Here is a 26,964-nt window from a genome sequence, read left to right as displayed (position 1 = left end):
TGTAGGCGCTAATCACTTGATGGGATTGGGAGAAAATCTGGTTAATACTTGCACTGTATAAAATACTGTATATACTGACAGGTACTGTATGGAAAGACAGGATTAATCATGAGACCCTTAACCCCGAGACAAGCCGAGATTTTAGATCTGATTAAACGCAATATTGCCGACACGGGCATGCCGCCTACCCGTGCGGAAATTGCGCGTCGCTTAGGCTTTAAGAGTGCCAACGCCGCCGAGGAACACCTCAAGGCCCTGGCCAAGAAAGGCTGCATCGAAATCATGCCCGGCACCTCACGTGGCATCAAGCTGACCCAAGAGGAAGAGCCAGAAGATCTCGGCCTGCCCCTTATAGGTCAGGTAGCCGCCGGTGAGCCCATCCTGGCCCAGGAGCATGTGGAGCAACACTATCAGGTTGACCCTAGCATGTTCCGCCCCAGCGCCGACTTCCTGCTGCGCGTCAGGGGTGACAGTATGAAAGATATAGGCATTCTCGAGGGCGATCTACTCGCGGTACATAAGGTCGAACAGGCAAGAAACGGCCAGATAGTCGTGGCGCGCGTGGAAGATGATGTAACGGTTAAACGCTTCGAGAGGCGTGGCAGAACCGTCTATCTGCATGCCGAAAATGAAGAGTATTCCCCTATCGTGGTGGACCTCACCACCCAGAGCCTGAGCATCGAAGGCCTGGCCGTCGGCGTTATTCGAAATGGAGACTGGCAATGAACAACCTAATGGGCATGGCGCCACGCCATCCAGGGCTGTGGGTCGATCTCGACAGCTCACTTAAGCGCGGCGATGGCAACACTATCTCGACTACGGCAAGTTCTACTCAGGGGAAGCAAGAGCTGCAGGCCCTCACCCCGGAGCTAGCCAGACTCAGTCAGCAGGGACAATGGGTGGTGTTGATCAGCCCACCTAACATAGGCTACAAACAGATGCTGGCCGATGGCGGTGTGCGTATGGATCGCATCCTCTTGGTACACACCAAGGATGAGGTCGAAACCCTGTGGGCGATGGAAAAAGCCCTCACAAGTGGTACATCCAGTGCGGTGATCTGCTGGGCACAAACCCTGGATGCCCGTGACAGTCGTCGCCTACAGATAGTTGCCAAGAATACCCGCGCCCTAGGGGTGGTGATCGAAGATGCGAACGGTCACTTACCTGCCAACCCTTTTCCCCAAGAGGATCTCAGCGGCCAGACCTTGAGTCTGTTCGGTTCGCTACACTGATATTCCGCGCCCCACCTTTCCATACAGACGCCCCGCAAGGGGCGTTTTTGTGTCTGTTTTGTTTAGCAAAATAAAATAAAAGTGATCTTGATCAATATTTAAACAGCCATTAAGTTAGTAAGAGATATCAACGATTATTTGTTATATCGCACAATTTGGTTGTCGGCTTGAGCGGCGAAAATGAACCTGTAATACCTCGCCCATAGAAGCTGAAATTGGTCTGATATATTCAGCCGTAAGTGCAAGCGTGGTCACCACCAGCAGAACAAGAGATTCACCACCGACGCACTTTGAAGTCATCGTTGCTTTTTTGGGAACTGAAGAGTTTGCATAGAGCCGAGACATACTGTGTGGCTCTTCTTTGTAGTTGCCTTCGCAATTGACAGAGGAGAAGTCTAGTGAAGCAAGTGTTGTGTTGTTTGCTGGCGTTGCTATTTACGCCCACCATACTCGCAGCAGATATGCCCCTAAATATGACATCAGGGGTCACAGAGATCAGCAATAAGGTGTTTAGCCTTCATATGACGATTCTCTATATCTGTTGTGCCATAGGCCTAGTCGTCTTTGGGGTGATGATCTACGCCATCATCAACCATAGACGCTCTAAGGGTGCCGTTGCGGCAAACTTTCATGAGAGCACTAAGGTAGAGATCGCCTGGACGCTCGTTCCCTTTGTCATCTTGATCCTCATGGCCATCCCGGCCACCAAGACCCTCATCGCCATGGAAGACCCCAGCAATGCCGATCTCACCATTAAGATCACAGGTTCCCAATGGAAATGGCACTACAGCTATTTTGATCAAGACATCAGCTACTACAGCCTGCTGGCGACCCCCAGAGAACAGATAGAAGGCAAGGAGACCAAAGGCGAACACTATCTGCTGGAGGTCGACAAGCCACTGGTATTGCCGGTCAATCGTAAGATCCGCTTCCTGATGACCTCGGAGGATGTGATCCACTCCTGGTGGGTCCCGGCCTTCGCGGTGAAGAAGGATGCTAACCCAGGCTTTATCAACGAGGCCTGGACCCGCATCGACAAGCCAGGCATCTACCGCGGCCAGTGCGCCGAGCTTTGTGGTAAGGATCACGGCTTCATGCCGATCGTGGTGCAGGTACTTTCCGAAGCCGATTTCGACAACTGGATTGTCGAGCAGGAGGCACAGGCCAGCGCGGCCGCCGCCGAGGCCCAGGCTGCCTTGTCGAAAACCCTGTCGAAAGAAGAGCTGATGACCCAGGGCGAACAGGTCTATATGGCCCGCTGCGCCGCCTGCCACCAGCCAAATGGTGCCGGTTTACCTGGTGTATTCCCGTCACTCATAGGCAGCCCAATCATCAAGGGCCCTGTCGCCGATCACCTAGATGTGGTGCTACATGGCCGCTCCGGCACAGCGATGCAGGCCTTCGCCCAGCAGCTCACCGCCACAGAGATAGCCGCCGTGGTCACCTTCGAGCGAAACGCCTGGGGTAACGACACGGGCGATACGGTGCAGGCAGCCGACGTTAACAAGGCAAACTCAGGCGCATCGAGCGGCGCTAATACAGGAGCAGATACAGCTGCCGAAGCGGTTCAATCTATGCCTACCCCGACGGCCGAATCGAGTGCAGCAGCAAGCTCCGCCGCCGAGGAATCTCAAGCACCTGTGTTAGACGATCTGACCATGGATGAGCTGATGACCAAGGGAGAGCAGGTTTACCTCGGTCACTGCGCCGCCTGTCATCAGGCCACCGGCATGGGATTACCCGGCGCCTTCCCGGCACTCAAAGGCAGCGCCATCGCCACTGGGCCAGTTGAAAATCACCTAAACATAGTGCTTCACGGTAAGCCTGGCACCGCCATGCAGGCCTTCGCCAGCCAATTAACGCCACAGGAGCTCGCCTCGGTGATCACCTATGAGCGTAACGCCTGGGGTAACAACACAGGCGACATGGTTCAGGCAACAGACGTCAATCAACAGGGTCAATAGGGAGGCATTATGAATGCAATTACGCGTGAAGCAGATATGGATGCCACTCATATTGGCGAACATTCGACCCACCATGAGGAGCACCCGACGGGCATAAAACGTTGGCTGTTTACCACCAACCATAAAGATATTGGCACCCTGTATCTCTGGTTCAGTTTCATCATGTTCTTGACCGGCGGCGCCATGGCCATGGTGATCCGCGCCGAGCTGTTCCAGCCAGGTCTGCAATTGGTGGAGCCCAACTTCTTCAACCAGATGACCACGGTTCATGGCCTCATCATGGTGTTTGGCGCCGTGATGCCAGCCTTTACCGGCCTGGCCAACTGGCTGATCCCTATGATGATAGGCGCGCCAGATATGGCCCTGCCGCGGATGAACAACTGGAGCTTCTGGATCTTGCCCTTCGCCTTTGCGATCCTGCTCAGCTCGCTGTTTATGGAGGGTGGCGGGCCTAACTTTGGTTGGACCTTCTACGCCCCTCTGTCGACGGCCTATAGCCCGGACAGCACGGCGCTGTTTGTCTTCTCGGTGCACATCATGGGTATCAGCTCCATCATGGGCGCCATCAACGTGATCGTGACCATAGTCAACATGCGCGCTCCGGGCATGAGCTGGATGAAGTTGCCACTGTTCGTCTGGACCTGGCTGATCACCGCCTTCTTGTTGATCGCCGTGATGCCGGTACTCGCAGGTACAGTGACCATGGTACTGACCGACAAGTTCTTCGGCACCAGCTTCTTCGACGCCGCCGGTGGTGGTGACCCTGTGATGTTCCAGCATATCTTCTGGTTCTTCGGCCATCCCGAGGTCTACATCATGATCTTGCCGTCCTTCGGCATCATCTCCGCCATAGTACCGGCCTTCAGCCGCAAGAAGCTGTTCGGCTACTCCTCCATGGTGTACGCCACCGCCAGTATCGCGATCCTCTCCTTCCTGGTCTGGGCGCACCACATGTTTACTACTGGCATGCCTGTGTTCGCCGAGCTCTTCTTCATGTACTGCACCATGTTGATCGCCGTGCCGACCGGCGTGAAGGTATTTAACTGGGTCGCCACCCTCTGGCGCGGCTCGCTCACCTTCGAGACGCCCATGCTGTTTGCGCTAGCCTTTATCATACTCTTCACCATAGGTGGCTTCTCTGGGCTGATGCTGGCCATCACACCGGTGGATTTCCAGTACCACGACACCTACTTCGTCGTGGCTCACTTCCACTATGTGCTGGTCTCGGGCGCCATCTTCTCCATCATGGCGGCGGCCTACTACTGGCTACCTAAGTGGACCGGGCATATGTACAGCGAGAAGCTAGGCAAGCTGCATTTCTGGTGCTCGGTGATCTCGGTGAACGTGCTCTTCTTCCCCATGCACTTCCTGGGGCTGGCGGGCATGCCGCGACGTATTCCGGACTACTCGATTCAGTTTGCCGACGTCAACCAGATAGTCTCTATCGGTGGCTTCGCCTTCGGCCTGTCACAGCTGATCTTCCTGGTGGTGGTGATAAAGTGCATCCGCGGCGGCGAGCCGGCGCCCAGCAAGCCTTGGGATGGCGCCGAAGGACTGGAGTGGACATTGCCGAGTCCGGCGCCCTACCACTCATTCTCGACACCACCCGAGGTGAAATAGCATGACGGATACTAAGGCGTACTCCAACCGTAAGCTGATCGGCCTGCTGCTGTTAGGTTGCGTGGGCATGTTCGGCTTCGGATTCGCCTTGGTGCCTCTATACGATGTGCTATGTGAAAAATTAGGCATCAATGGTAAGACGCAATCGACTGCTGCCGAATATAAGGCGGTGACCATAGACACCAGCCGCACGGTAACGGTCGAATTTATGGCACAGACCCAGAAAGATATGCCCTGGGTCTTCGCCCCCGAGATGAAACGCATTCAGGTGCATCCGGGTGAGGTGATTCGTACTCAGTTTCACGCCAAAAACCTCTCGGCGCAGCAGATTGTCGGGCAGGCTATTCCTTCTGTCTCTCCGGGACAGGGCGCGGCCTATTTCCACAAGACAGAGTGTTTCTGCTTTAACCAGCAAAAGCTCGATGCCAATGCCGATGCGCAATTACCTTTGATCTTCTATGTCGATACCGAGCTGCCCGAGCAGATCTCGACACTGACCCTCTCTTATACGCTATACAACATCACCGACAAGGGGTACGTAGATGATGTTGAGAAAGGAGCTGCGAAATGACAAGCAAACATGAACACTACTATGTCCCCGCCCAAAGTGCCTGGCCCATCATTGGTGCCTTCGGCCTCTTCCTCATCGCCTATGGCGCCGGCAGTTATGTACAGCAGTTACAGACGGAGCAGACCAGCGGCGGTTATATCCTTACGGCGGGAATCGCCGTTATCCTCTATATGGTCTTCGGCTGGTTCAGGACAGTGATCGGCGAGTCCATGTCTGGCCTCTACTCTAAGCAGATGGATCGCTCCTTCCGCCAGGGAATGAGCTGGTTTATCTTCTCCGAGGTGATGTTCTTCGCCGCCTTCTTCGGCGCCTTGCTCTACGCCCGTACCATAGCCGTGCCCTGGCTCGGCGGTGCCTCGAACAATGCCATGACCCACGAGGTACTTTGGCCTAACTTCCAGGCGGTCTGGCCCCTGGTCACCACACCCGATGGCACCAAGACGGAGGCCATGGGCTGGACGGGTCTGCCCCTTTACAACACCATCATACTGCTAACCTCGTCGGTCACCCTGCATTTCGCCCATGTGAGCCTGGAGAAGAGCAAACGCACCGCGCTCACCCTCTGGTTAGGCATCACCATACTCTTAGGTCTGGCATTCCTCTTCTTGCAGGCGAAAGAGTATGCCCACGCCTACCAGGAGATGGGGCTGACCCTCTCTTCCGGTGTCTATGGCAACACCTTCTTTCTGCTCACCGGATTTCACGGCATGCACGTGACATTAGGGACCATCTTTCTGTTCGTCCTCTTCTTGCGGGTACTGAGGGGGCATTTCACACCGGATAAGCATTTCGCCTTCCAGGCAGGCAGTTGGTATTGGCACTTCGTGGATGTGGTCTGGCTCTGCCTGTTCGTGTTCGTCTATGTGCTTTAGCGACGAATCGAGAGACTAATAGGGTCTGGGGTTGGGGGTGATAATCCCCAGTCCCAAGGCAATCAATAGCAGGAGCACCACCAGCACAGAGAAGAGCACACGCCGCCCCAGATACTGACTCATGGGCGCCTTGCCCTCTCCCTTCACCAAGACAAATAAGGCCCGGCCAAGATTAAAGATAATGAAGACCAATAGCAGTACTAAGACGATCTTAAATAGCAGTATTTCGCTCATGAAGGCTCCCACGATTCGCGGTGGCACGATTTTTCTCGTTTTAGTTACTTTGCTGGTATTCACCATTCTGGTCAAGCTGGGACTGTGGCAGTTAGACAGGGCCGCCGAGAAGCAGGCGCTGCAACAGGCGCTCACTCTCAAGCAGGCCGCCGCGCCACTGGATTATCAGGGTCTGCTCGTCTTAGCCGAGCGCGGGCCCCTCACCGGCTATCGTCTGGAGGTCAAGGCGACACCTGTTGACGCCCCCATCATATTGCTGGACAACCAGGTGTATGAAGGCCGCGTCGGTTATCTTGCCTACCAGGTGATGCGTGTCGAGGCCGAGGTCGAAGCTGAGGTCAAAGCCGACATCCCCTTGCTGATGGTCGAGCTCGGCTTTATCGACAGCGGCCTGGACAGACAGAAACTGCCCCAACTAACCAAACTAAGCCGAGAGGTGGCACTGAGCGGCCGCGTCTATCAGCGAGCCAGCAACCCTCTGAGTCAGCATCTGCTGGCCGAGACGGGCTCCCCCATGCGGATCCAGAACCTTAACCTGCCGGAGTTATCGCAAACACTTGGGCTGCCGCTCGCCCCCGCCATTCTTCAACCCGAGGCGATTCCGGGCAGCGCGCTACCCCATCCCTGGCAGCCGATCCCCATGAGTGCCCAGAAGCATCAGGGCTATGCCCTACAGTGGTTTTCCATGGCGACCGTCTTCCTGATGCTTATGACTTACCTTCTGATATTTAAGAGGAAAAATAAAGAATCCAGTAAAAACAAATGAGTGCCGTAACTTGTTGCGCAAAACCAGCTGACCCTGTAGGTTAAACAATAGGCACCCCAAATTAACGGGGCGCTCACCCAGGTAAATGGTCACTTCCTAGCCGTCTCGGGGAGTTGATATTTTTCGGTGTCTGGCACGCGCTAACCCATAAAATAATCAACAGAGGATTAAGATGAGATCCCCAAAGAGCCGAGGCGCAAAACCCCTACTGATCTTGCTACTGGTATTTGTCTTACCCGTTGCGGTGGCAAAGCTGGTGCTGAGTCTGAATCTCTACAATGGTGGTGTCACCAACAAGGGCGAACTCTTGCCGCCCGATACCAACTACGCCCGCCTGGCGATGGCCAACCCCATGCCCAAGCACTGGCAGATGATCTACCTGCTGCCGAGCCAATGCGATCAGGCCTGCATGAACCGACTCTACATACTGCATCAGAGCCAGATCGCTCTGGGACGGGACCAACACAGGGTCAACCCCATCATACTGCTACAGGCAGACAGCGATCTTGCGGCGCTGCAGGAGAGTGAGTTCAGCTTCACCACCGCCCAGGCTACCGAGGCGCTCAGCCAGATGCTGACCCGGGAAGAGATCATCATAGTGGATCCCCTGGGCTCCCTGGTGATGCGCTATGCCCAGGTCGAAGATGAGCAGGCCCAGCTGATGCTGGGCAAGGCGATGATCGCCGACTTAAGAAAGATGCTTAAACTGTCGAGGGTCGGCTAATGCAGATGACATCCCTACTCAAACTCACCCTGGTCTTTACCCTATGCGTTATCCTGATGGGCGCCTACACCCGACTGTCGGACGCCGGCCTTGGCTGCCCCGACTGGCCCGGCTGCTATGGCATGATCAAGGTGCCCACCCAGAGCCATGAGCTGGCCAAAGCCCAGGACAGCTTTCCCGAACACACGGTAGAACCCGAGAAGGCCTGGCTGGAAATGATCCACAGATACATTGCCGGCACCCTGGGCCTGCTGGTCGCCTTCATCCTCTTCATCAGCTTCAGGCGGCCCGATGCTCCTAAGAAGCTGCCGAGCTTTATCGCCCTGCTGATCCTATTTCAGGCGGCGCTGGGAATGTGGACCGTCACCATGAAACTCATGCCCGTGGTGGTGATGTCCCACCTGATAGGCGGCTTTACCCTGATCTCCTTATTGTGGCTCCTCTACCTCAGGACCAAGCCGCTACGACTGCCCGGCGGCGAGCCAAGGCTGCGAAAACTGGCACCCTACGCCCTCTTCTGCCTTAGCTTACTCGTGCTGCAGATCATCCTGGGCGGCTGGACCTCCTCTAACTATGCGGCGCTGGCCTGCACCACACTGCCCATCTGCGAAGGAGACTGGGTAAGCAACCTCGACCCGCTGCATGCCTTCTATCCCCTGCATAAGACGGAAGGTAGCTACGAGTTCGGCATCCTGGATTACTCCTCCCGCATGACAATTCATGTGGCTCACAGGTTCGGCGCCATCATCACGGCGACCGCCCTGCTCTGGCTGGTGTATCGCATGATTAAATTCTCGCACTCTCAGCTGCTAAGACGCAGCGCCTGGGTACTCCTTGGGTTACTGTGCCTGCAGATAGCCCTGGGGATCAGCAACGTAGTGCTGCATCTCCCCCTGGGGATCGCCGTCTCCCATAACGCGGGCGCCGCACTCCTGTTACTCACCTTGGTCTTCATCAACTACGCCCTGTGGCGTAAGGCATAAGGAGGCATCGCCATGGCCAAACCTATGACAATCACTAAGCCTGTCGCCACCCCGCTCCCTTGGCGCGCCTACCTCGAAATGACCAAGCCTAGGGTAGTTGCCCTGATGCTGCTGACCGTATTGGTCGGCATGTGTCTGGCGGTGCCAGGCGCGGTACCGGTTCAACCGCTGATCGCTGGCCTGGTGGGCATAGGCATGATGGCGGGGGCCGCTGCGGCCTATAACCATCTGATCGACCGCCGCATCGACGGCCTGATGGCCCGCACCTATAACCGTCCGCTCCCCAAAGGCCGGGTCTCGATCACCAAGGCGCTGACCTTTGCCACCGCCATGGCTATTCTCGGCTTTGCGCTGCTCTACTGGGCCGTCAATCCGCTTACCGCCTGGCTCACCTTCGCCAGTCTTATCGGCTATGCGGTGATTTATACCGCCTATCTCAAGCGCGCAACGCCGCAGAATATCGTCGTCGGCGGCCTGGCCGGCGCCATGCCCCCCCTACTGGGTTGGACGGCAATCACCGGCGAGTTTCACGGCCACGCCTTGCTGCTGGTGATCATCATCTTCGCCTGGACCCCGCCCCACTTCTGGGCGCTGGCGATCCACAGACGCGCCGAATATGCCAAGGTCGATGTGCCCATGCTGCCCGTCACCCACGGCGTCGAGTTTACCAAGACCTGCATCATGCTCTATACGGTGTTGCTGGCGCTGGCCTGCCTCTACCCTGTACTGGTCGGCATGTGCGGCCCCCTCTATCTGGTGGGGTCGACCCTGTTGAGTTGTGGCTTCATCTATAAGGCGTGGCAGCTCAAGTATCGAGACAAGCCGGGCCTAGCGATGCAGGTGTTTCGCTTCTCCATCTACCATCTGATGCTGCTCTTCTTGCTGCTCCTGGTCGACCACTATCTGTGGAGCTAACGCGATGAAACCGCTATGGATAGTCCTAACCTTACTCATCTTCAGCGGCCTGGGGGCGCTCGCGGCGGTTAACTTCACGGGCCAAGCCACGCCGCCCGAGCTGCTCACCAGCTATCGTTATCCCCAGCAGCGACCTCTGTCCCCCTTCGAGCTGACAGATCAGAACGGCGAGGCCTTCACCAACGCCCGGCTAAAAGACAAGTGGAGCCTGTTCTTCGTTGGCTACACCTCTTGCCCGGATGTCTGCCCCACCACCCTAGGCAAGCTGGCGGCGGCCTATCAACAACTGGAAGGCGTGGTGGATCTGCAGGTGGTGTTTCTGTCGATCGATCCTGCGCGGGATACCCAGGCAAAACTCAAGGATTACATCAACTTCTTCAATCCCAACTTCGTTGCGGTCACGGCACCCCACAGCCAGTTACTGCCGCTGACCCGGGAGCTGGGCTTCGTCTATACCATGGTGGGCGAAGGCGAAAACTATCAGGTGGATCACAGCGCCTCCATGGTGCTCATCTCTCCCGACGGCACCCGGGTGGCCACGGTTAAACCCACCAGCCTGGATCCACGGCAGCTGCCGCAGATTCGCAACAAGAACCTCATTCATGATGTGATCGCCCTGGCGACTCACTATGGTGAATAGCGAGACTCACTCGTCAAAATTGCTCTCATCACCGCTAATGGGTTCCCCTCTTGGTAGCCCATTTAGTTAAAAAACTGTTATTTTTCAGGCAAGCCTCTTATTTACCGTCTATCTTTTGATCCTAGTGGAGTCTTATTGACAGGGATTGTAGAGGAGCCCCCCGATGACCCAGAGTCCGATTCGCTTGGCGTCCGAGCTGACGATTCGTAACATCCAGCAGGTCCACCACGATATTGCCGAACAACTCACAGCGTCCGACACCTTGTGCGTCGACGCCAGCCAGTTGACCCGGGTCGATACCTCAGGTGCGCAGCTGCTCTACTTTTTGCATCACTATTGCCAGACGCACCACCATGCCATCGAATGGACACCTCCAGCAGAGGAGGTCGAACATACCCTGGCCGAGTTGGGGCTCGACGCGACACAGATCTTTGCGCTTGCTCAGGAGAGAATTCAGGAATGAAGAAGATACTCGCAGTGGATGATTCGGCCTCCATGCGTCAGATGGTGGGCTTTACCCTCAAGACGGCGGGATTCGACGTGACCGAAGCCTGCAACGGTGACGAGGCGCTGACCCAGGCGAAGAGCCAAGACTATGATCTGGTGATCTCAGACGTCAACATGCCAGTGATGGACGGCATCACACTGATCCGTAATCTACGCAGCCTGCCCAACTATAAGTTCACCCCCCTGCTGATGCTCACCACAGAATCGGGCAGCGACAAGAAGCAGGAGGGACGCTCGGCCGGTGCCACCGGCTGGATAGTCAAACCCTTTAACCCCGACCAGCTGCTTGCCACGGTCAACAAGGTGTTACGTTAATCTGAGTCTGGATGGTGGGATATGGAAATCGATCTGAGTCAATTCAGCCAAGTCTTCTTTGAAGAAAGCCTAGAGGGCTTGGAAAGCATGGAGTCCGAGCTGCTGAAGCTAGATATCGCCGCGCCGGATCCCGAGGCGATCAACACCATCTTTCGCGCCGCCCACTCCATCAAGGGGGGCAGCGGCACCTTCGGTTTTAACCAGGTCGCCAACTACACCCACCTGCTAGAGACGCTGCTGGACGAGATCCGCGACGGCCGCCGCGAGATGACCAGCCATCATCAGGACATACTCCTGCTGTCGGTCGACCTGCTGCGCAACATGCTCGACGCCGTGATGCATCAGCAAACCTTCGACCATCCCATGCTCGCCGATCTGGAGCAGAAGTTTGCCGCCGAGCTATCCCAGGGCGAGTCACAAGAAGATGCGGCTTCGCGCGAACCCGAGACGCCAGAACAGACGACCTGGCAGATCAGCTTCAAGGCGGGCACGGACATCCTCAGGTACGGTAACGACCCTTTGCTGATGTTCAACGAGCTGGGTCAGTGCGGAGAACTCAGTGTCGAGCTACTGCCGCAGGAGATCCCCGACTTCACTCAATATGACCCCGAGGCCTGCTACCTCGCCTGGTCGCTCACCCTCACCACAGACCAACCCCTTTCGCGTCTTAAGGAAGCCTTCGAATGGGTCGAGGATGAGTGCGACATTGACTATCAGGCTCAGCCCAAGGCGAGCGAGGCCAGTGAGATAACGACTGAGAAAGAGATAGAGGCGACGGCAGAAAGCGATATTCAGGCCAGTACTCAAACAACTACCCCAGCTAGTGTCCAACCCGAAAAACCCGCAAGCCAGACTAGGCCCAGCGTGGTCAGCAGCAAGACCCAGGACGCCGGATCCATCCGCGTCAGCATAGAGAAGATAGATCTGCTGATCAACATGGTGGGCGAGCTGGTGATCACCCAGGCCATGCTGGGCCAGATAGGTCAGCAGGAGGAGATGACGCCCGAGTCCTTCATCACCATGAAGCAGGGGCTGGAGCAGCTGGCCAGCCACACCCGGGATCTGCAGGAGAGTGTCATGCAGATCCGCATGCTGCCCATCAGCTTCGCCTTCAACCGCTTCCCCCGTCTGGTACGGGACATAGGCCAGCAACTGGGCAAACAGGTGGAGCTTATTCTCAAGGGGGAGGATACCGAGCTGGATAAGACTGTGATGGAGAAGATCGTCGACCCTATGGTGCACCTGGTAAGAAACTCCCTCGACCATGGCCTGGAGACCCCTGAGGTGCGCCGTCAGAAGGGCAAGCCCGAAACCGGCACACTCACCCTCAATGCCTTCCATCAGGGCGGTAACATCATCATAGAGATCATCGATGACGGCGCCGGTCTCAACACCCAGAAAATTCTCGATAAGGCACGCGCCAAGGGACTAGTCGGCAGCGACGAAGAGCTGAGCGAAGAGGCCATTCACCAGCTGATCTTCAAACCCGGCTTCTCTACCGCAGAAACCGTCTCAGACCTCTCCGGCCGCGGCGTCGGCATGGATGTGGTGCTGAGAAACATTCACGAACTCAACGGCACCATAGAGCTGAAATCCACCCAGGACAAGGGTAGTCGCTTTACCATACGCCTGCCGCTCACCCTGGCGATTCTCGACGGTCAGTTGGTACGCATCGGCACGCACACCTATGTGGTGCCCCTAGTGGCAATTCACGAGTCGCTCGAGGTGCCCGCCGCCCATATCAATCGCCTGAGTGAAGAACATGAGGTGATTCGTCTGCGGGACGAATACCTGCCCGTGCTCAAGGTCTATGAGGCCTTCCATCACGAGGCAGATGCCAAACAGATTAAAGATGGCCTGGTGATGGTGGTCGATGCCAACAACGACAAGGTGGGACTCCTGGTCGACGAGCTGCTGTCCCAACAGCAGGTGGTGATCAAGAGCCTGGAAGACAACTACAGCAAGGTGGCCGGTATTTCGGGCGCCACCATACTCGGCGACGGTACCGTTGCCTTGATCATAGACATTGCCGGATTAGTCAGCCTCGCGGGCATCAACAGTACCCAAGAGCACGCCGCCTAGGAAACCAAATGAGAAGGGAGATTCATCCATGACACAGGCAGATGAAGCAGGCATCACACTCACCGCCAAAGACGATGCCAGCGACCAGTATCTTACTTTCATCATGGCCGATGAGGAGTATGGTGTCGACATACTCTCGGTGCAGGAGATCCGTGGCTGGGAGCCCACGACGGTTATTCCCAACTCCCCCAGCCATGTCAAAGGGGTCATCAACCTGCGCGGCACCATAGTTCCCATCATAGATCTACGGCAGCGATTCGGTATCGCCAGCCTGGACTACGGCCCCACTACCGTGGTGATCGTCATCAAGGTCTGTGTCGGTGACGAACACAAGGTGATCGGCATAGTGGTCGATGCCGTTTCTGATGTCTTCAGTGTCCACCACAGGGATCTGCGCGATGCCCCCGACTTCGGCGAGGAGACAGATCTCACCTTCATCAAGGGACTCGCCAATCTGGCGGACAAGATGGTGATCCTGCTGGACATAGACACCCTACTTAGCAGTGAGGTGCTGCCCGAGGCCGCCCAACTGTCAAACATCATCAATAATATCGACGCTGCTTCAACACAGGCTGTCAGCGCCTAACCCGGCAAGAGAGGAACAGAGAATGGATGCAATGAACAGCAAGACTGGCAACGCAAACAATCTGCCGATCATTGGACTGCTGATCGCTGGCGTCGCAGCCCTATTGGCCTTTACCCAGCAGCCCTCGCTCTGGGTCGGCATAGCTCAGGTGGTTGCCATCGCCGTCATCGCCCTGGGTATTCAACAACAGGGGCAGATGCAACACAGTCTGCGGCAAGCCTTCGAGGAGATCCGCCAGGCACTCGACGGCAAGAATCCGCCGAGCTTTTCCGCCTTCGACTATCCCCATTGGCCTGAGATCAGCCAGAGCCTGACCCAGCAATGGCATGCCAACCAGGGCAATCAGGCACAGCTCAGGGCACTGGAGATCTGCCAGGCCAACGTGATGCTGGCCGACCCCCAAGGCAATATTAACTTCCTCAACCAATCGCTGCGCCAGACCCTGGAAAAGGCCGAGTCCGACATACAGCAGGCGATAGCCAGCTTCAGTGTCGACACGCTTATCGGCACCAACATGGATACCTTCCACCAGCAACCCAGCCATCAACAAAACATCATCGCTAAGCTGCAGCGCCCTCACTCGGCGCAGATTAAGGTGGGTAGTCGCATCTTTTCCTTGATCGCCTCTCCCGTATTTGACGACGAACATCAACGCATCGCGACTGTGGTCGAATGGCAGGATAAGACCGAGGCCCTGGCCAAGGCCGATGCAGAGAACAAGCTGGCCCAGGAGAACAGCCGCATCAAGCAGGCGCTGGATGTCTGCCGCGCCAACGTCATGGTGGCGGATGCCGACTACAACATCATCTACCTCAACGACTCTGTCACCCAGATGCTTAAGGATAATGAGCAGACGCTGCAACAGACGCTGACCAAATTCAATACCGATAGCCTGCTCGGCAGCAATATCGATCTCTTCCACCAGAACCCGGCCCATCAACGTAAGATGCTCGACAGGCTTACCGGCAGCTACGACACCAGCATCCAGGTCGCGGGGCTGGACTTCACCCTGATCGCCACCCCGGTATTTGAGAATGGCGTGCGCACCGGTACTGTGGTCGAGTGGCAGGATGTCACCGAGAAGCTGGCCAAGGAGGCGAAGGAGCGTCAACTGGCCGCCGAGAACGCCCGCATCAAGCAGGCGCTGGACAATGTCTCCTCCAATACCATGGTGGCCGACGCCGATCTGAACATCATCTACATGAACAAGGCCGTCAGCCAGATGTTCAAGCAGGCGCAGAATGATATTGCCAAGGATCTGCCTAACTTCGACGCCAGCAACCTCATGGGCGTCAACATAGACAACTTCCACAAGAATCCCAGCCATCAACGCAACCTGCTCAAGACGCTGACCACCACCTACACCAGCCAGCTCAAGGTTGGCGGACGCACCTTCCAGGTAGTCGCCAACCCTATCCGCGATCCTAACGGTGAAAGCATAGGCACGGTTGTGGAGTGGGCCGACAGAACCGCCGAGGTAGCGATAGAGCATGAGATTGACTCCATCATAGGCGCCGCCAGCAAGGGGGATCTCTCCCTGAGGGTCGGCACCCAGGATAAGGAAGGCTTCTTCCTCAACCTCTCCAACGGCCTCAACCGTCTGGTCGGCATCGCCGACCAGGTGATAGGCGATGTGGTGAACATGTTCGACGGCCTGGCCAAGGGGGATCTCAATCGTCAGATCCAGGGCGAGTATCAGGGCCAGTTCGGCAAGCTACAGGCCGATGCCAATGCCACCGCTGCCAAGCTGACCGAGGTGCTCGACGGAATCAACCAGTCGGCCAATACAGTGACCTCTGGCGCCGAAGAGATCGCACAAGGCAACGCCGACCTGAGTCAGCGCACCGAGGAGCAGGCCGCCTCCCTCGAAGAGACAGCCTCCAGCATGGAGGAGATGACGGCAACCGTCACCCAGAGCGCGCAAAACGCCACGGTCGCCAATCAGCTGGCCCAGGAGGCCAACACTAAGGCCGCCCATGGCGGCAAGGTGGTGGAGCAGGCTGTGACCGCCATGGAGGCAATCAACGAATCGAGCAAGCGTATCGCCGACATCATAGGGGTGATCGATGAGATCGCCTTCCAGACCAATCTGCTGGCCCTCAACGCCGCCGTCGAGGCCGCCAGAGCGGGCGAGCAGGGACGCGGCTTTGCCGTGGTGGCTGGCGAGGTGCGTAACCTGGCACAGCGCAGCGCCGGCGCCGCCAAGGAGATCAAGGAGCTGATCCGTGACAGCGTGACCAAGGTGACCGACGGTACCCAGCTGGTGAACCAGTCCGGTGAAACGTTGGAAGACATCGTACAGGCGGTAACTAAGGTCGCCGACATGATTAGCCAGATCAGCATCGCCTCGGATCAACAATCGGCTGGCATTCAGGAGGTCAACAAGGCGATCTCTCAGATGGATGAGATGACCCAGCAAAATGCCGCCCTGGTCGAACAGGTATCGGCCGCTGGCGATGCCATGGCCGAGCAGGCACGCAACATGAAGGCGCAGCTCGGTTTCTTCCAGTCCCAGACGCCGGTGCATTCGGGCATGACCTCGGCGCCGCTCTCCCTGGTGGCCGGCGATAGCCATGGCCCCCTTAACATCAGCAACGAGGAGTGGAACGAGTTTTAGGAACTGTGGGCGCCAGAGGAAGGCGCCCCATAGAGTCGATTCGATAGCCAGCAGCCGATTTCAGGCTAGGGGATGCAATTGGAACAGAGCAATGAAAAGGAATTTCCGATGGCGCAGCAAGACTTCGAATTTATTCGGCAGCTTGCCTATCGCGAGTCGGGCATAGTGTTGCCAGACAGGAAGCAGCACATGGTCTACTCGCGCCTCAGCAGACGCCTGCGCGCACTCAAGTTGAACAATTTCCATCAGTATTGCCAGAGGCTAGAGGACGACGGCGGCGAGTTGATCAACTTCATCAATGCCCTGACCACTAACCTCACCTCCTTCTTTCGCGAGGCCCACCACTTCGACTACCTGGAGCGGCACCTGGTGCCTCAGTGGCAACAGAGACGAAATCGCCGCCTGCGCGTCTGGTCGTCGGCCTGCTCCACCGGCGAAGAGGCTTACAGCATCGCCATGACCCTGGCGAAGCACTTTCCGCCCGCCAGCTGGGATCTCAAGATCCTCGCTACAGATCTCGACACTAATGTGCTGGACAAGGCCAGGGCCGGCATCTACAGCCAGGAGGCGATGGCCAACCTGCCCAAGGCGCTGCTGAACCAATATGTGGAACCCGGGCCCCATCCCGGCGAGGTCATGCTGTGCGACTCGCTCAAGCGGCTGATCCACTTCAAGCAATTGAATCTACTAGGCGAATGGCCCATGCATGGCCCCTTCGATCTCATCTTCTGTCGCAACGTGCTCATCTACTTCGATGCCCAGACCAAGGTGAAGATCATCCGCCAGTTTCGACGACTGCTCGCCGACGATGGTCACCTGTTTATCGGTCATTCGGAGACGTTGCATAATATCTCGAGCGATTTCAAATTGATCGGCCAAACCATCTATCAACCTCAACACGCCGCCCTGGTGCGGCAACGACTCGGTGTCGGTGCATGAGCCAGATGACGCAAAAGGATGGCGCCATATGATAAAAGTATTGATCATAGATGACTCACCTCTGGTCAGGCAGCTGCTTACCCATATGCTCTCACAGGCGCCGGATATCAAGGTGGTCGCCACCGCCGAAGACCCCTATGAGGCCAGGAGCCTGATCAAGCAGTTCAACCCAGATGTACTGACATTGGATATCGAGATGCCCAAGATGGACGGCATCGCCTTCCTGCGCAATCTGATGAAGCTCAGACCCATGCCGGTCGTCATGGTCTCGACCCTGACCCACAAGGGCGCCGAAATCACCCTGGAGGCGTTGGCCCTAGGAGCGGTGGACTTCATCTCTAAGCCCAAGTCGGATCTCACCAATACATTGCTGGATTATACCGATGAGCTGATCGACAAGGTGCGCACCGCCGCAGTCAGCCATGTTAAGCCGCTCACCCGGCCGGTTGTTCAGGTCGCTTCCAATAATAAGTTCTCCCTTACGGGGGACAAGTTGATCGCCATCGGTGCCTCGACCGGCGGAACCGAGGCTATCCAGCGGGTGATCACCCCGCTGCCGGCAAATACGCCGCCCATAGTGATCACCCAACATATTCCCGCCGCCTTTAGCCTCTCCTTCGCCAAGCGGCTGGACAGCCATTCGGCGATGAAGGTGATCGAGGCCAAGGGCGGCGAACTCATAGCGTCAGGCACCGCCTATCTGGCCCCTGGGGATGCTCATCTCACAGTCGAGAAACACGGCGCCAGGCTCTATACCAAGCTACTGGACTCAGATCCGGTCAATCGACATAAACCTGCGGTGGATGTGCTATTCAACAGTATCGCCGACTGCTTTGGAGCCAACACCATAGGCATACTGCTGACAGGAATGGGAAAAGATGGTGCCCTGGGGCTGGAACGCCTCAAGGCTGCCGGCAGTCACACCATAATACAGGATGAGGCCAGCTCTGTGGTGTGGGGCATGCCCGGCGCCGCCGCAGAGCTCAATGCCCACAGGGAGATACTGCATCTGGACAAGATCCCCGCCCGGCTGATGCAACTACTCAACACCAGCAAGACGGCGGAGATCTCTTAGCTCTCGCGAGTTGTTAAGCTAATCTAATGATTTAGCTTATCTACTCGTCTACCTAAACTACTCCTTCACCCAGGTGCCGTCGTTTTTTGGCCGCACCCAGGCCTGGGAAAACCAATAATAGCGTCCGCTTGCCTTGCTTGGGGCTGTGCAGTTATAGCGCGAACGTCCCGGCGGCAGGTCTGTCACCGCCTGTATACTGAAGGTATCTTCACTCTCCCAGCTAGGCTTCATGGCGCCTTGCCCCTGAACGAAGCACATCACTTGGCTGGCGACGATATCTGCCATATCTAAGGTCACCTGCATCTCGGGCCGCCACTGCCCCAGGGGCAGTTGGGTATTGCGCGGGGTGAGCGCTAACACAGGCATATTCAGGCTATAGAGCTTGGCCTTGAGCGAGGTGAGATCAGCATAGGCACCCGCCACCGGGAAGCGCGGCAAGGCGGTAAGCGAAGAGTAACCGCCTGCAGCGCCAGACTGCTGGCCGAAGCCCACGAAGCCCAGCTTCTGCACCAGCGCCTCTATGGCCGTGTTATATTCGCCATAGGGATAGGCTAACATCTTCACGCTCTGACCGGTTTTCGCCTCTATCTCGGCCTCGGTAGCGAGCAGATTCTCTGTAATCCGACTCAGCCAGGCCTGTTCATCCTCACCGTGTAGACGGCGAATAAGATGCTCATGGCCCCAGCTGTGGTTGGCCAGCGTCACCCCCTCATCGCTCAGGCGTTTCAGGGTCGCCCAACTCATCACATTCTTATGCTTGCGCTCTATAGGGTCGATGGAGATAAAGATGGTGTAGGGATAGCCGAACTCCTTCAGGATAGGATGGGCGGTATCGGCAATGTTCTGATAGCCATCGTCGAAGGTGATGGCCACCGTCTTGTCCGCCAGCTCTCGTCCCTGTTTTATCGCCTCGACCACTTGGCCCAAGGGCTTGACCTTGAAGCCATTCTCCCTCAGATAGCTCATCTGCTCTCTGAACTGAGCAGGTGTCACACTGGTCACCTTAGGGGTATCCTCGGATACATGATGATATTGTAGAATCACCACAGCATGAGCCGAATAACTGAGACAGGCAAATAGCGCTGCAATCACGCTTCTAAACATATTGAGTAACCTCTGAGAGTCTATGTCGCCACTAAACTTATTGTTAAATAAACAGAAAAACAGCCAGTTGTTCGCGCTCGCCGTGCCTATGATTCTGTCTAACATTACGGTTCCCCTGCTGGGGCTGGTCGATACTGCCGTCGTGGGACATCTGAGTAACGCCTATTATTTAGGGGGAGTCGCCGTCGGGTCAACGGTGATCACCCTGATTTTATGGATTCTGGGCTTCCTGCGCATGTCGACTACGGGTCTTGTGGCGCAGGCCTTCGGCGCCAAGGAGCTTAACACCCAATACCGTTTATTGATGCAGTCAGCCAGCCTGGCACTGCTGCTCTCCCTGCTGGTGCTACTCCTGCAGCAACCCATAATCGCCACGGCGATGGCGCTCTCCGACGCCAGTGAGCAGGTGCAGTATTACAGCCAGGCCTATTTTAACATCCGCATCTGGTCGACCCCCTTTGCCCTGGTCAACCTGGCCCTGCTGGGTTGGCTGCTAGGGCGCCAGCAGCCTAAGGCCGCCATGTGGCAGCTCATCGCCGCCAACCTCACTAACATACTTTTGGATCTGCTGTTCGTAATCGGACTTGGCTGGGGCGTCGAAGGAGCCGCTTTGGCCTCTGTACTGGCCGACATGACAGGCTTTGCCGTGGCCGCCAGCATGGTGGTGCGTACCATCAAGCGACAGGGAGGTTTCGAATTCCTGACCCTACTTAGCAGCCTGTCGCTCAATAGCTACCAGCGCCTGGTGCGCCTCAACCTGGATATCTTTATCCGTAGCCTCTGCCTGCAACTTGCCTTCGCCTTCATGACCTTTCAGGGAGCGAACCTGGGCGACAATACTGTGGCCGCCAACGCCGTGCTGCTCAACCTTTTGCTGCTCATCTCCTACGCCCTGGATGGTATCGCCTATTATGGTGAGGCCGAGGTGGGTCGGGCCGTGGGTGAAAAGAGCCATGAGCGCATGACCCAGAGCATCACCCTTGCCGGGCTCTGGTCGGCCATCTTTGCCCTGCTGTTTACCCTGTTTTTTGCCCTGTGGGGCGAGCAGATCATCAAGCTGCTGACCAACATCTCTGAGGTGCGCCAGGAGGCTCAGGCCTACTTGGGCTGGGTGGTCGCCCTGCCACTACTCGCCTTCGGCTCCTACCTGTTCGACGGCGTCTATATCGGCGCCGCCCAAGGCAAGGCGATGCGCAACACCATGATACTCGCCACCTTCGGGGTCTTCTTCCCCACATGGTTACTGCTACAGGGCTATGGCAACCATGCCCTATGGGCCGCCATGAGCCTGTTTATGCTGACCCGCAGCCTCAGCCTGGCACTGGATTACCACTACCGCCTCAGCAAGATGTTGACCCCAACGAAAACGGGATGACCTAAGTCATCCCGCTGTCTGCTTGCTTACCCTTTATTGGTAAGAGTGTTCACCGTGTTGATGTTCGGTGACATCGCGTACACCAGTCAATTCGCCAGGGAACATATCCAGTAGCTGCTTCTCGATACCATCTTTCAGGGTCACATCGACCATAGAACAACCGTTACAGCCACCACCGAATTGCAGGATAGCGATACCGGCTTCGTCGATATCCACCAGCATGATGTTACCGCCGTGGCTAGCCAATTGTGGGTTGATCTCAGACTGGATCACATACTCGATACGCTCTTTCAGCGGCGCGTCGGCATCGACCTTACGCATCTTGGCGTTGGGCGCCTTCAGGGTCAGTTGTGAACCCAGCTGGTCGGTGACGAAATCAATAGAAGCCTCTTCGAGGAAAGGAGCACTCTTCTCATCCACCATGGCATGAAAACCATTAAATTCGAGTTCGATGTCGTCTGCCTCTACGGCATCCGGCGGACAGTAAGACACGCCACACTCAGCCGAAGGGGTACCCGGGCTGATAACAAAAACGCGAATATGAGTTCCTTCAGGCTGGTCAGCGAGTAGCTTAACAAAATGCGCCTGAGCTGCATCGGAAATGGTGATCATTAAGACATGCTCCGTCAGGATAAACCCGAGTGATTTAGTAAGAATTAAGCCTATAATACTCCGACTATCATCAGCTTTGTAGCCCCTTTGTCTAATAGTCGCGAGATTTTTGCCTTGGCAGTATGCTCTAAAGTCAGGCCTGATGCTGGAAACTCATTGGCCTAACTGTTAATTTAGCCTTTATATACAATAATAAAGAGCATTACCATGCTGCGACTCTGCCTTTTGCTGCTTTCTATCGTCCCCCTGCTCCTAAGCTTTGCGACAAATGCCCAAAGCGTGATCTCAGTCGCGTCCGCTACCCAGAGTGCCAGCAGCCTAGCGTCGCCTAGCGAGTTTCTCGGTTATCCCCTCGGCCAGTGGCATCTGCGCCACGATCAGATCAACTATTACCTCAAGCAGTTGGCCCAAAACAGCCCCAGAGTCAGCCTGGAATCCACCGGACAGAGCCACGAGGCCAGACAGCAGCTCACGGCAGTGATCACCTCGGCCGCCAACCAGGCCAGGCTGGCAGAGATCATTGAGGGACGTCAGCAGGTCAAGGCGGGTAAGGCACCCGACGGGCCGCTGATCATCTGGCTGGCCTATTCGATTCATGGCGACGAGGCCAGCGGCGCCCATGCGGCGCTTGAGGTCAGCTATCGCCTCAGCCAGAGCCAGGAGCCCTGGGTGCAGGAGCTGCTGGACAAGGCCGTGGTACTGATCACCCCATCGCAAAACCCCGACGGCCTAGATCGCTTCTCCACCTGGACCAACAACTACACAGGCAAGGTGAAGGTGAGCGATGAGAATCACAACGAGCACAGACAAAACTGGCCGGCCGGCAGGCGTAACCACTATTTTGCCGACCTGAACCGCGACTGGCTGTTCCTGCGTCATCCCGAGTCTCAAGGGCGCATCGCCCTGTTCCACAAGTGGCAGCCGCACTACCTGGGCGACTTCCACGAGATGGGCCATAACCAGACCTTCTTCTTCCAGCCGGGCGTGCCGACACGCACCCATCCGCTGACCCCCAAAGAGAATCAGGCGATAACCTCAAAGCTCGCCAGTTTCCACGCCCAGGCGCTGGATGAGAGCAAGCAGCGCTATTTCACCAAGCAGATGTTTGACGACTTCTACTATGGCAAGGGCTCGACCTATCCAGACATCAACGGCGCCGTGGGCATACTGTTTGAACAGGCCAGCGTGCGCGGCCAGCAGCAGGATTCTGAAAACGGCCTGCTGCGTTTTAGCCAGGCCATAGACAACCAGATCGCCACCTCCTTCTCCAGCCTCAAGGGGGCCCTGGCACTGGCAGATGAGCTGAAGCAGTATCAGAGCCGCTTCTATCAGCGCAAGGACAAACACCCACCTTCGGGCCGAGAGGCCGGCTTCCTGCTCGGCGCGCCGGGGGATCCGGGCAGACGCGATGATCTCGCCCAGCTACTGAGCCGTCATGGAATAGTCTTCTTCTATCTCAAGGACAAGATGCAACAGGGCAGACACCAATACAGCCAGGACGACAGCCTGTTTGTCCCCATCAATCAGCCGCAGAAGACACTGCTGCTGGCGATGTTCGATCTGCGCACCGAATTTGAAGACGCCACCTTCTACGACGTCTCCAGCTGGAACCTTGCCTTCTCCTATAACCTGCAGATGGCCCGCAACGTTAACCTGAATGTCGACGACCTGCTCACCGAGCCGCAAGCCAGAACGCCCGGCATGTTGAGCAGCAATAACGTCGCGGTGTTAATCGATTGGCGACAGCAGAACGCCGCGCCCATGCTGCAGACCCTGCTTAGCGAGGGAGTTCGGGTTAAGTTTGCCGCCAAGCCCTTCAGCCTTAAGGTCGATGGCCAGCCCCTGAACATGGAGGCCGGCACCCTGCAGATCCCAGTTGCCCAAGCCGCCATGACGCCGAGGGAACTGATCGACAGGCTTACTTCGCTCGCCAAGCAGTATCGGGTGCAGCTACAGGGTGTCGATAGCGGACTCGCCAGCTCAGGAATAGATCTTGGCAGCCCGGATTTTCATGACATCGCCCCCATCAAGGCCTTGGTTGTCACCGGTTATGGCACCTCATCGGCCGAGGTGGGTGAACTCTGGTATTTCATGGACAATCTTATCGGCGCGCCCCTGATCCAGGTAGATGTCAGCCGCCTGCCGAGTATAGAACTGGCAGCTTACACCCATCTGTTTTTGATGGATGGCAGCTATGCCAATCTGGATGAGAAGTATGCCCGTAAGCTTGGGCAGTTCGCCATTGAAGGCGGGGTGATCGTCGCGCAGAAAGGCGCGCTGCAATGGCTCTCCAAGGGCAACCTGCTCAAGAGCGACATAAGAGAGAAGCGCTACTTCAGCCAGCTGTTTGCCACCGATGGTCTCTCTTTTGGCGAAAAAGCTAAGCTGGATGCCCGCCAGGCGATCGGCGGCGCCGTATTGGCGCTGGATCTCGACACCAGCCACCCTATCACCTTCGGCCTGGGTACTAATCGCCTACCCGTGCTGAAGAACAAGGTGTTTGGTCTGAGTAAGAGCCAGGCCCCCTTCATCACGGCCGCCAGCTATGCCGACGAGCCCCTGCTGGATGGTTTCCTGGCCGAGGAATATCAGCGCAGCCTGAGTCAGACCCCAGCCATTGTGGTGGAGCGACACGGCAAGGGCGCCCTGGTCGCCCTGGCCGATAACCTCTTGTTTCGCAATATCTGGCTTGGCTCGCAGAAGGTGTATGCCAACAGCCTCTACTTCATTCCGGCCCTACATTGATCTTCGCACTTAACCCTTTTTCGACGCGCCAACGTTATAAGGGGTTAATCGCTAATCAGAGAATAGGAAAATGACATGAAGATATCCCACACCATAGCGGCGCTGCTTTTCACCCTTGGCTTAGCGGCTTGTCAGACGCAGGTAGACAAGGAGCAAGACGCCGCAGAGTCCAAACCACTGTCTATGGCCAACCCGGCGGCCGTCTATTGTGATTCTCTAGGCGGCGCGCTCGACCTCGACAGCGGCATCTGCACCCTGCCAAGTGGTGAGCAGATCGAGCACTGGGATCTCTATCGCCGGGATCATCCACAGGCACAAAATCAATAACAAAAAAGCACCCTAGGGTGCTTTTTTAATACTTGCTGCTCAGATACTGGCGCTAGCCGATAAAGCTGAGATAACCCTGCAATATGATGGCATTGACTATGTCGATGAAGAAGGCACCGACGATAGGCACCACCATGAAGGCCTGCGGCGATGGACCCGTGCGTGACACCAGGGCGCCCATGTTCATCACGGCCGTCGGCGTGGCGCCCAGGCCGAAACCACAGTGACCACCGGCCATGACGGCGGCGTCATAGTTGGCACCCATCAGCTTGAAGGTGACCCAGTAGGCAAATACCGCCAGCACGGCCGTCTGTACCAGGAGAATGATAAGCAGCGGCACCGCCAGGTCGAAGATCTCCCATAGCTTGAGGTTCATCAGTGCCATGGCGAGGAAGAGCGCCAACGAGACGGTACCCAGGACGTCGACACACTCACGGTTGATCTTAAAGCCACGGGATACCTCTGTGATGTTAGTGATCACCACACCGAAGAAGAGCGCATAGACAAAGTCAGGCATCTTCAACCAGCCGATATCCAGGTAGGCGATCAGCGAGCCAAACCACTTGGCACCGGCGACACACAGTAGCAGGATGAAGAGCACCTCCAGGATACTCTTGGCCGTTACCCTGTCTTCTTCCAGCTGGTCGTAGGTCACCAAGTCAGGATGGTCCTTGTGGTGATTCCCCCCGACACCGTAGGAGGAGAGCAGGCCATTCTTGTTGATCAGACGCTGAGCTACCGGGCCGCCGATGATGCCGCCCATCACCAGGCCGAAGGTCGCCGCCGCCATTGCCAGCTCCAAGGTGTTGATGCCGTATTGATCCGAGAAGGTCTGTGCCCATGCCGCTCCCGTGCCGTGCCCGCCTGACAGAGTGATCGACCCGGCGATCAGTCCCATCAGTGGCTCCAGCCCCAGGGCCGTCGCCATGCTAACGCCGACGGCATTCTGAATGATGATGTAGAGCGAGGCGATCGCCAGGAAGAGGAATACCTTGCTGCCCCCCTTCATCAATAGCTTGTAGCTGGCCGCCAGCCCCACGCTGCTGAAGAACATCAGCATCAGGCTGTTTTGCATCGAAAGAGAAAACTCAAGCGAGATATTGTAGGAGTGCAGTATGGTGATCACCGCCGCCACCAGCAGACCACCCACTATGGGTTCGGGAATATTATATTTACGAAACGATGCCACGTGACGATTAACCGAATGGCCAATAAAGAGCACTAAGATCGCCACTAGAAATGACTCCAGCTCTCCAACGGTATAAACAGTATTCATGGTTCTCCTTATTAGGCGATAGCCATGCCGGCCTATCTTGCCTTGTCATTGGGTGGGCTGTTCAGCCGCCCAATCATTACCCGGTCTTGGGTCGCTCACGCCGGACATATCTCCAAAGTGTAGCCCGTCCAAAGGCTAACGAGGGAAAGAGGTCGGCGAAAAGCCCCAAGGGGACGAATGAAAATGGATTGAGGAAGGTCTCTAACCTAAGAGACGAATTCAGCGGGTGGTTCTGCCGCCTCGGCGAGTCGTTCGCGTTCGGCTTTGGCGATATACTTAGGCTTACCTGAGCGATGAAGTTTAGCGTTCGCCTTCTTCGCCTTGGCCTTAAGTGTTTGATTGATTTTCTTCTTTCTGTTCATGGCGGCGATTATAGCCTAAAACGCCGCCCCATTGGGTTATCAGAAAGTTAACAGTACAATTTTAACGCAAGTCAGTTCAGCTTGTGTACAGCGAAAGCCGCCTAGTCCCCCTCGAATGCCTTAGCCGCCTGCGCCTCTATCTCTACCCGCCACAGCGGGTCGAACAGCCCCTGAACGAAGAGCAAGGTGGTCGGCAGTCCGCCCACAGCGAAGCCTAAACGCGCCTTGGCGGCTTGGTAAGCAGGCAGATCGCTGCGGTCGACCAGATAGAGCCGCACCGATACCAAGTCTTGCAGATCCATGTCGTTGGCCTGTAGCACGGCGCGCAGATTTTCCCACGCCTGTACTATCTGCCCCTCGGCATCGGGGGCAAGTCTGCCCTGCTGGTCTATGCCCAGCTGTCCGGCAATATTCAGCCAGCGCGAGGGCTGTGAAACCAGCGCACATTGATGGTAGTTGGCCGCAGGGGCCGCCAGGGTATCCGGACTCCAGATCTTATTCATCTTCTCTCCCTCATTCAC

Annotated in this window: 27 protein-coding genes; 21 read left to right on the top strand and 6 right to left on the bottom strand. The window is 56.6% G+C overall.

What is annotated here, in order from left to right; translation table 11 throughout:
• The first annotated feature begins 108 nt into the window (after positions 1 to 108).
• The 6 genes from lexA to K0I31_RS00610 all read left to right on the top strand — a co-directional run bounded on the left by lexA (position 109) and on the right by K0I31_RS00610 (position 6,259).
• Positions 109 to 726: a transcriptional repressor LexA gene (lexA, locus tag K0I31_RS00635; RefSeq protein ID WP_220079590.1), complete on the top strand. Its 618-nt coding sequence runs from the start codon at positions 109 to 111 to the stop codon at positions 724 to 726.
• A complete protein-coding gene (locus tag K0I31_RS00630; RefSeq protein ID WP_220079589.1) occupies positions 723 to 1,232 on the top strand; it encodes a cell division inhibitor SulA in 510 nt (169 codons plus the stop codon). Before lexA ends, K0I31_RS00630 begins: the two co-directional genes overlap by 4 nt.
• A gap of 398 nt (positions 1,233 to 1,630) precedes the next feature.
• Positions 1,631 to 3,196 carry a cytochrome c oxidase subunit II gene (gene coxB / locus K0I31_RS00625; RefSeq protein WP_220079588.1) on the top strand — a complete coding sequence of 522 codons (1,566 nt, stop codon included), beginning with the start codon at positions 1,631 to 1,633 and terminating at the stop codon, positions 3,194 to 3,196.
• Positions 3,197 to 3,205: 9 nt separating this feature from the next.
• The gene (gene ctaD, locus K0I31_RS00620; RefSeq protein WP_011863933.1) at positions 3,206 to 4,816 is read left to right on the top strand and encodes a cytochrome c oxidase subunit I; all 1,611 of its coding nucleotides are present in this window, start codon (positions 3,206 to 3,208) and stop codon (positions 4,814 to 4,816) included.
• Between the two features lies 1 nt (position 4,817).
• Positions 4,818 to 5,387 (top strand): cytochrome c oxidase assembly protein, encoded by a 570-nt coding sequence (locus tag K0I31_RS00615; RefSeq protein WP_220079587.1) that lies wholly within the window; start codon positions 4,818 to 4,820, stop codon positions 5,385 to 5,387.
• Positions 5,384 to 6,259, top strand: coding sequence for a cytochrome c oxidase subunit 3 (locus K0I31_RS00610; RefSeq protein ID WP_011863931.1), 876 nt, complete (start codon positions 5,384 to 5,386; stop codon positions 6,257 to 6,259). Before K0I31_RS00615 ends, K0I31_RS00610 begins: the two co-directional genes overlap by 4 nt.
• 15 nt (positions 6,260 to 6,274) lie before the next feature.
• On the opposite strand, the gene K0I31_RS00605 is transcribed toward K0I31_RS00610, so the two are convergent.
• Positions 6,275 to 6,493, bottom strand: a complete 219-nt coding sequence (locus tag K0I31_RS00605; RefSeq protein WP_041406252.1) for a DUF2909 domain-containing protein — start codon at positions 6,491 to 6,493, stop codon at positions 6,275 to 6,277.
• On the opposite strand from K0I31_RS00605, the gene K0I31_RS00600 reads away from it, so the two are divergent.
• The 12 genes from K0I31_RS00600 (at position 6,492) to K0I31_RS00545 (ending at position 18,642) form a co-directional block, all read left to right on the top strand.
• On the top strand, positions 6,492 to 7,259 hold the full coding sequence (locus K0I31_RS00600; protein ID WP_220079586.1) for an SURF1 family protein: 768 nt from the start codon (positions 6,492 to 6,494) through the stop codon (positions 7,257 to 7,259). The two genes, K0I31_RS00605 and K0I31_RS00600, sit on opposite strands and share 2 nt — an antisense overlap.
• Positions 7,260 to 7,431: 172 nt before the next feature.
• The gene (locus K0I31_RS00595) at positions 7,432 to 7,983 is read left to right on the top strand and encodes a redox-active disulfide-containing membrane protein (RefSeq protein WP_220079585.1); all 552 of its coding nucleotides are present in this window, start codon (positions 7,432 to 7,434) and stop codon (positions 7,981 to 7,983) included.
• Entirely contained in the window at positions 7,983 to 8,966 is a 984-nt protein-coding gene (locus K0I31_RS00590) for a COX15/CtaA family protein (protein WP_220072769.1), read from the top strand. Before K0I31_RS00595 ends, K0I31_RS00590 begins: the two co-directional genes overlap by 1 nt.
• Before the next feature lie 12 nt (positions 8,967 to 8,978).
• Positions 8,979 to 9,881 carry a heme o synthase gene (gene cyoE, locus K0I31_RS00585; protein WP_220079584.1) on the top strand — a complete coding sequence of 301 codons (903 nt, stop codon included), beginning with the start codon at positions 8,979 to 8,981 and terminating at the stop codon, positions 9,879 to 9,881.
• A gap of 4 nt (positions 9,882 to 9,885) precedes the next feature.
• The gene (locus K0I31_RS00580; protein WP_220079583.1) at positions 9,886 to 10,521 is read left to right on the top strand and encodes an SCO family protein; all 636 of its coding nucleotides are present in this window, start codon (positions 9,886 to 9,888) and stop codon (positions 10,519 to 10,521) included.
• A gap of 163 nt (positions 10,522 to 10,684) precedes the next feature.
• On the top strand, positions 10,685 to 10,984 hold the full coding sequence (locus K0I31_RS00575; RefSeq protein ID WP_220079582.1) for an STAS domain-containing protein: 300 nt from the start codon (positions 10,685 to 10,687) through the stop codon (positions 10,982 to 10,984).
• Positions 10,981 to 11,343: a response regulator gene (locus tag K0I31_RS00570; protein ID WP_033538855.1), complete on the top strand. Its 363-nt coding sequence runs from the start codon at positions 10,981 to 10,983 to the stop codon at positions 11,341 to 11,343. Before K0I31_RS00575 ends, K0I31_RS00570 begins: the two co-directional genes overlap by 4 nt.
• A gap of 21 nt (positions 11,344 to 11,364) precedes the next feature.
• Positions 11,365 to 13,425, top strand: a complete 2,061-nt coding sequence (locus K0I31_RS00565) for a chemotaxis protein CheA (protein WP_220079581.1) — start codon at positions 11,365 to 11,367, stop codon at positions 13,423 to 13,425.
• A 28-nt stretch (positions 13,426 to 13,453) separates the two neighbouring features.
• Entirely contained in the window at positions 13,454 to 14,011 is a 558-nt protein-coding gene (locus K0I31_RS00560; protein WP_011863921.1) for a chemotaxis protein CheW, read from the top strand.
• A 22-nt stretch (positions 14,012 to 14,033) separates the two neighbouring features.
• Positions 14,034 to 16,628: a methyl-accepting chemotaxis protein gene (locus K0I31_RS00555; RefSeq protein ID WP_220079580.1), complete on the top strand. Its 2,595-nt coding sequence runs from the start codon at positions 14,034 to 14,036 to the stop codon at positions 16,626 to 16,628.
• A 108-nt stretch (positions 16,629 to 16,736) separates the two neighbouring features.
• On the top strand, positions 16,737 to 17,567 hold the full coding sequence (locus K0I31_RS00550; protein WP_220079579.1) for a CheR family methyltransferase: 831 nt from the start codon (positions 16,737 to 16,739) through the stop codon (positions 17,565 to 17,567).
• Between the two features lie 28 nt (positions 17,568 to 17,595).
• Positions 17,596 to 18,642 (top strand): protein-glutamate methylesterase/protein-glutamine glutaminase, encoded by a 1,047-nt coding sequence (locus tag K0I31_RS00545; protein WP_011863918.1) that lies wholly within the window; start codon positions 17,596 to 17,598, stop codon positions 18,640 to 18,642.
• Positions 18,643 to 18,699: 57 nt separating this feature from the next.
• On the opposite strand, the gene K0I31_RS00540 is transcribed toward K0I31_RS00545, so the two are convergent.
• Entirely contained in the window at positions 18,700 to 19,746 is a 1,047-nt protein-coding gene (locus K0I31_RS00540) for a polysaccharide deacetylase family protein (RefSeq protein ID WP_220079578.1), read from the bottom strand.
• A gap of 22 nt (positions 19,747 to 19,768) precedes the next feature.
• On the opposite strand from K0I31_RS00540, the gene K0I31_RS00535 reads away from it, so the two are divergent.
• A complete protein-coding gene (locus tag K0I31_RS00535; RefSeq protein WP_220079577.1) occupies positions 19,769 to 21,121 on the top strand; it encodes an MATE family efflux transporter in 1,353 nt (450 codons plus the stop codon).
• 33 nt (positions 21,122 to 21,154) lie between these two features.
• Here K0I31_RS00535 and nfuA read toward each other — a convergent pair whose 3' ends face one another.
• Positions 21,155 to 21,733 carry a Fe-S biogenesis protein NfuA gene (gene nfuA, locus K0I31_RS00530; protein WP_144202418.1) on the bottom strand — a complete coding sequence of 193 codons (579 nt, stop codon included), beginning with the start codon at positions 21,731 to 21,733 and terminating at the stop codon, positions 21,155 to 21,157.
• Between the two features lie 207 nt (positions 21,734 to 21,940).
• Between nfuA and K0I31_RS00525 the strand changes: the two genes are divergently transcribed.
• Positions 21,941 to 24,478, top strand: coding sequence for a M14 family zinc carboxypeptidase (locus tag K0I31_RS00525; protein WP_220079576.1), 2,538 nt, complete (start codon positions 21,941 to 21,943; stop codon positions 24,476 to 24,478).
• Positions 24,479 to 24,553: 75 nt separating this feature from the next.
• Positions 24,554 to 24,805, top strand: coding sequence for a putative hemolysin (locus tag K0I31_RS00520; protein ID WP_220079575.1), 252 nt, complete (start codon positions 24,554 to 24,556; stop codon positions 24,803 to 24,805).
• Between the two features lie 52 nt (positions 24,806 to 24,857).
• Here K0I31_RS00520 and gltS read toward each other — a convergent pair whose 3' ends face one another.
• The 3 genes from gltS to K0I31_RS00505 all read right to left on the bottom strand — a co-directional run bounded on the left by gltS (position 24,858) and on the right by K0I31_RS00505 (position 26,946).
• Positions 24,858 to 26,081, bottom strand: coding sequence for a sodium/glutamate symporter (gltS, locus tag K0I31_RS00515; RefSeq protein ID WP_220079574.1), 1,224 nt, complete (start codon positions 26,079 to 26,081; stop codon positions 24,858 to 24,860).
• Positions 26,082 to 26,287: 206 nt separating this feature from the next.
• Positions 26,288 to 26,443 carry a DUF2986 domain-containing protein gene (locus K0I31_RS00510; protein WP_220072757.1) on the bottom strand — a complete coding sequence of 52 codons (156 nt, stop codon included), beginning with the start codon at positions 26,441 to 26,443 and terminating at the stop codon, positions 26,288 to 26,290.
• Positions 26,444 to 26,544: 101 nt separating this feature from the next.
• Positions 26,545 to 26,946, bottom strand: coding sequence for a RidA family protein (locus tag K0I31_RS00505; protein WP_220079573.1), 402 nt, complete (start codon positions 26,944 to 26,946; stop codon positions 26,545 to 26,547).
• Positions 26,947 to 26,964 lie beyond the last annotated feature (18 nt).

The sequence above is a fragment of the Shewanella spartinae genome, from assembly GCF_019457555.1.
Lineage (GTDB): Bacteria > Pseudomonadota > Gammaproteobacteria > Enterobacterales > Shewanellaceae > Shewanella > Shewanella loihica.
Note: the sequence above shows the minus strand (reverse complement) of the source record. Positions and strands in the feature narration are given on the sequence as shown.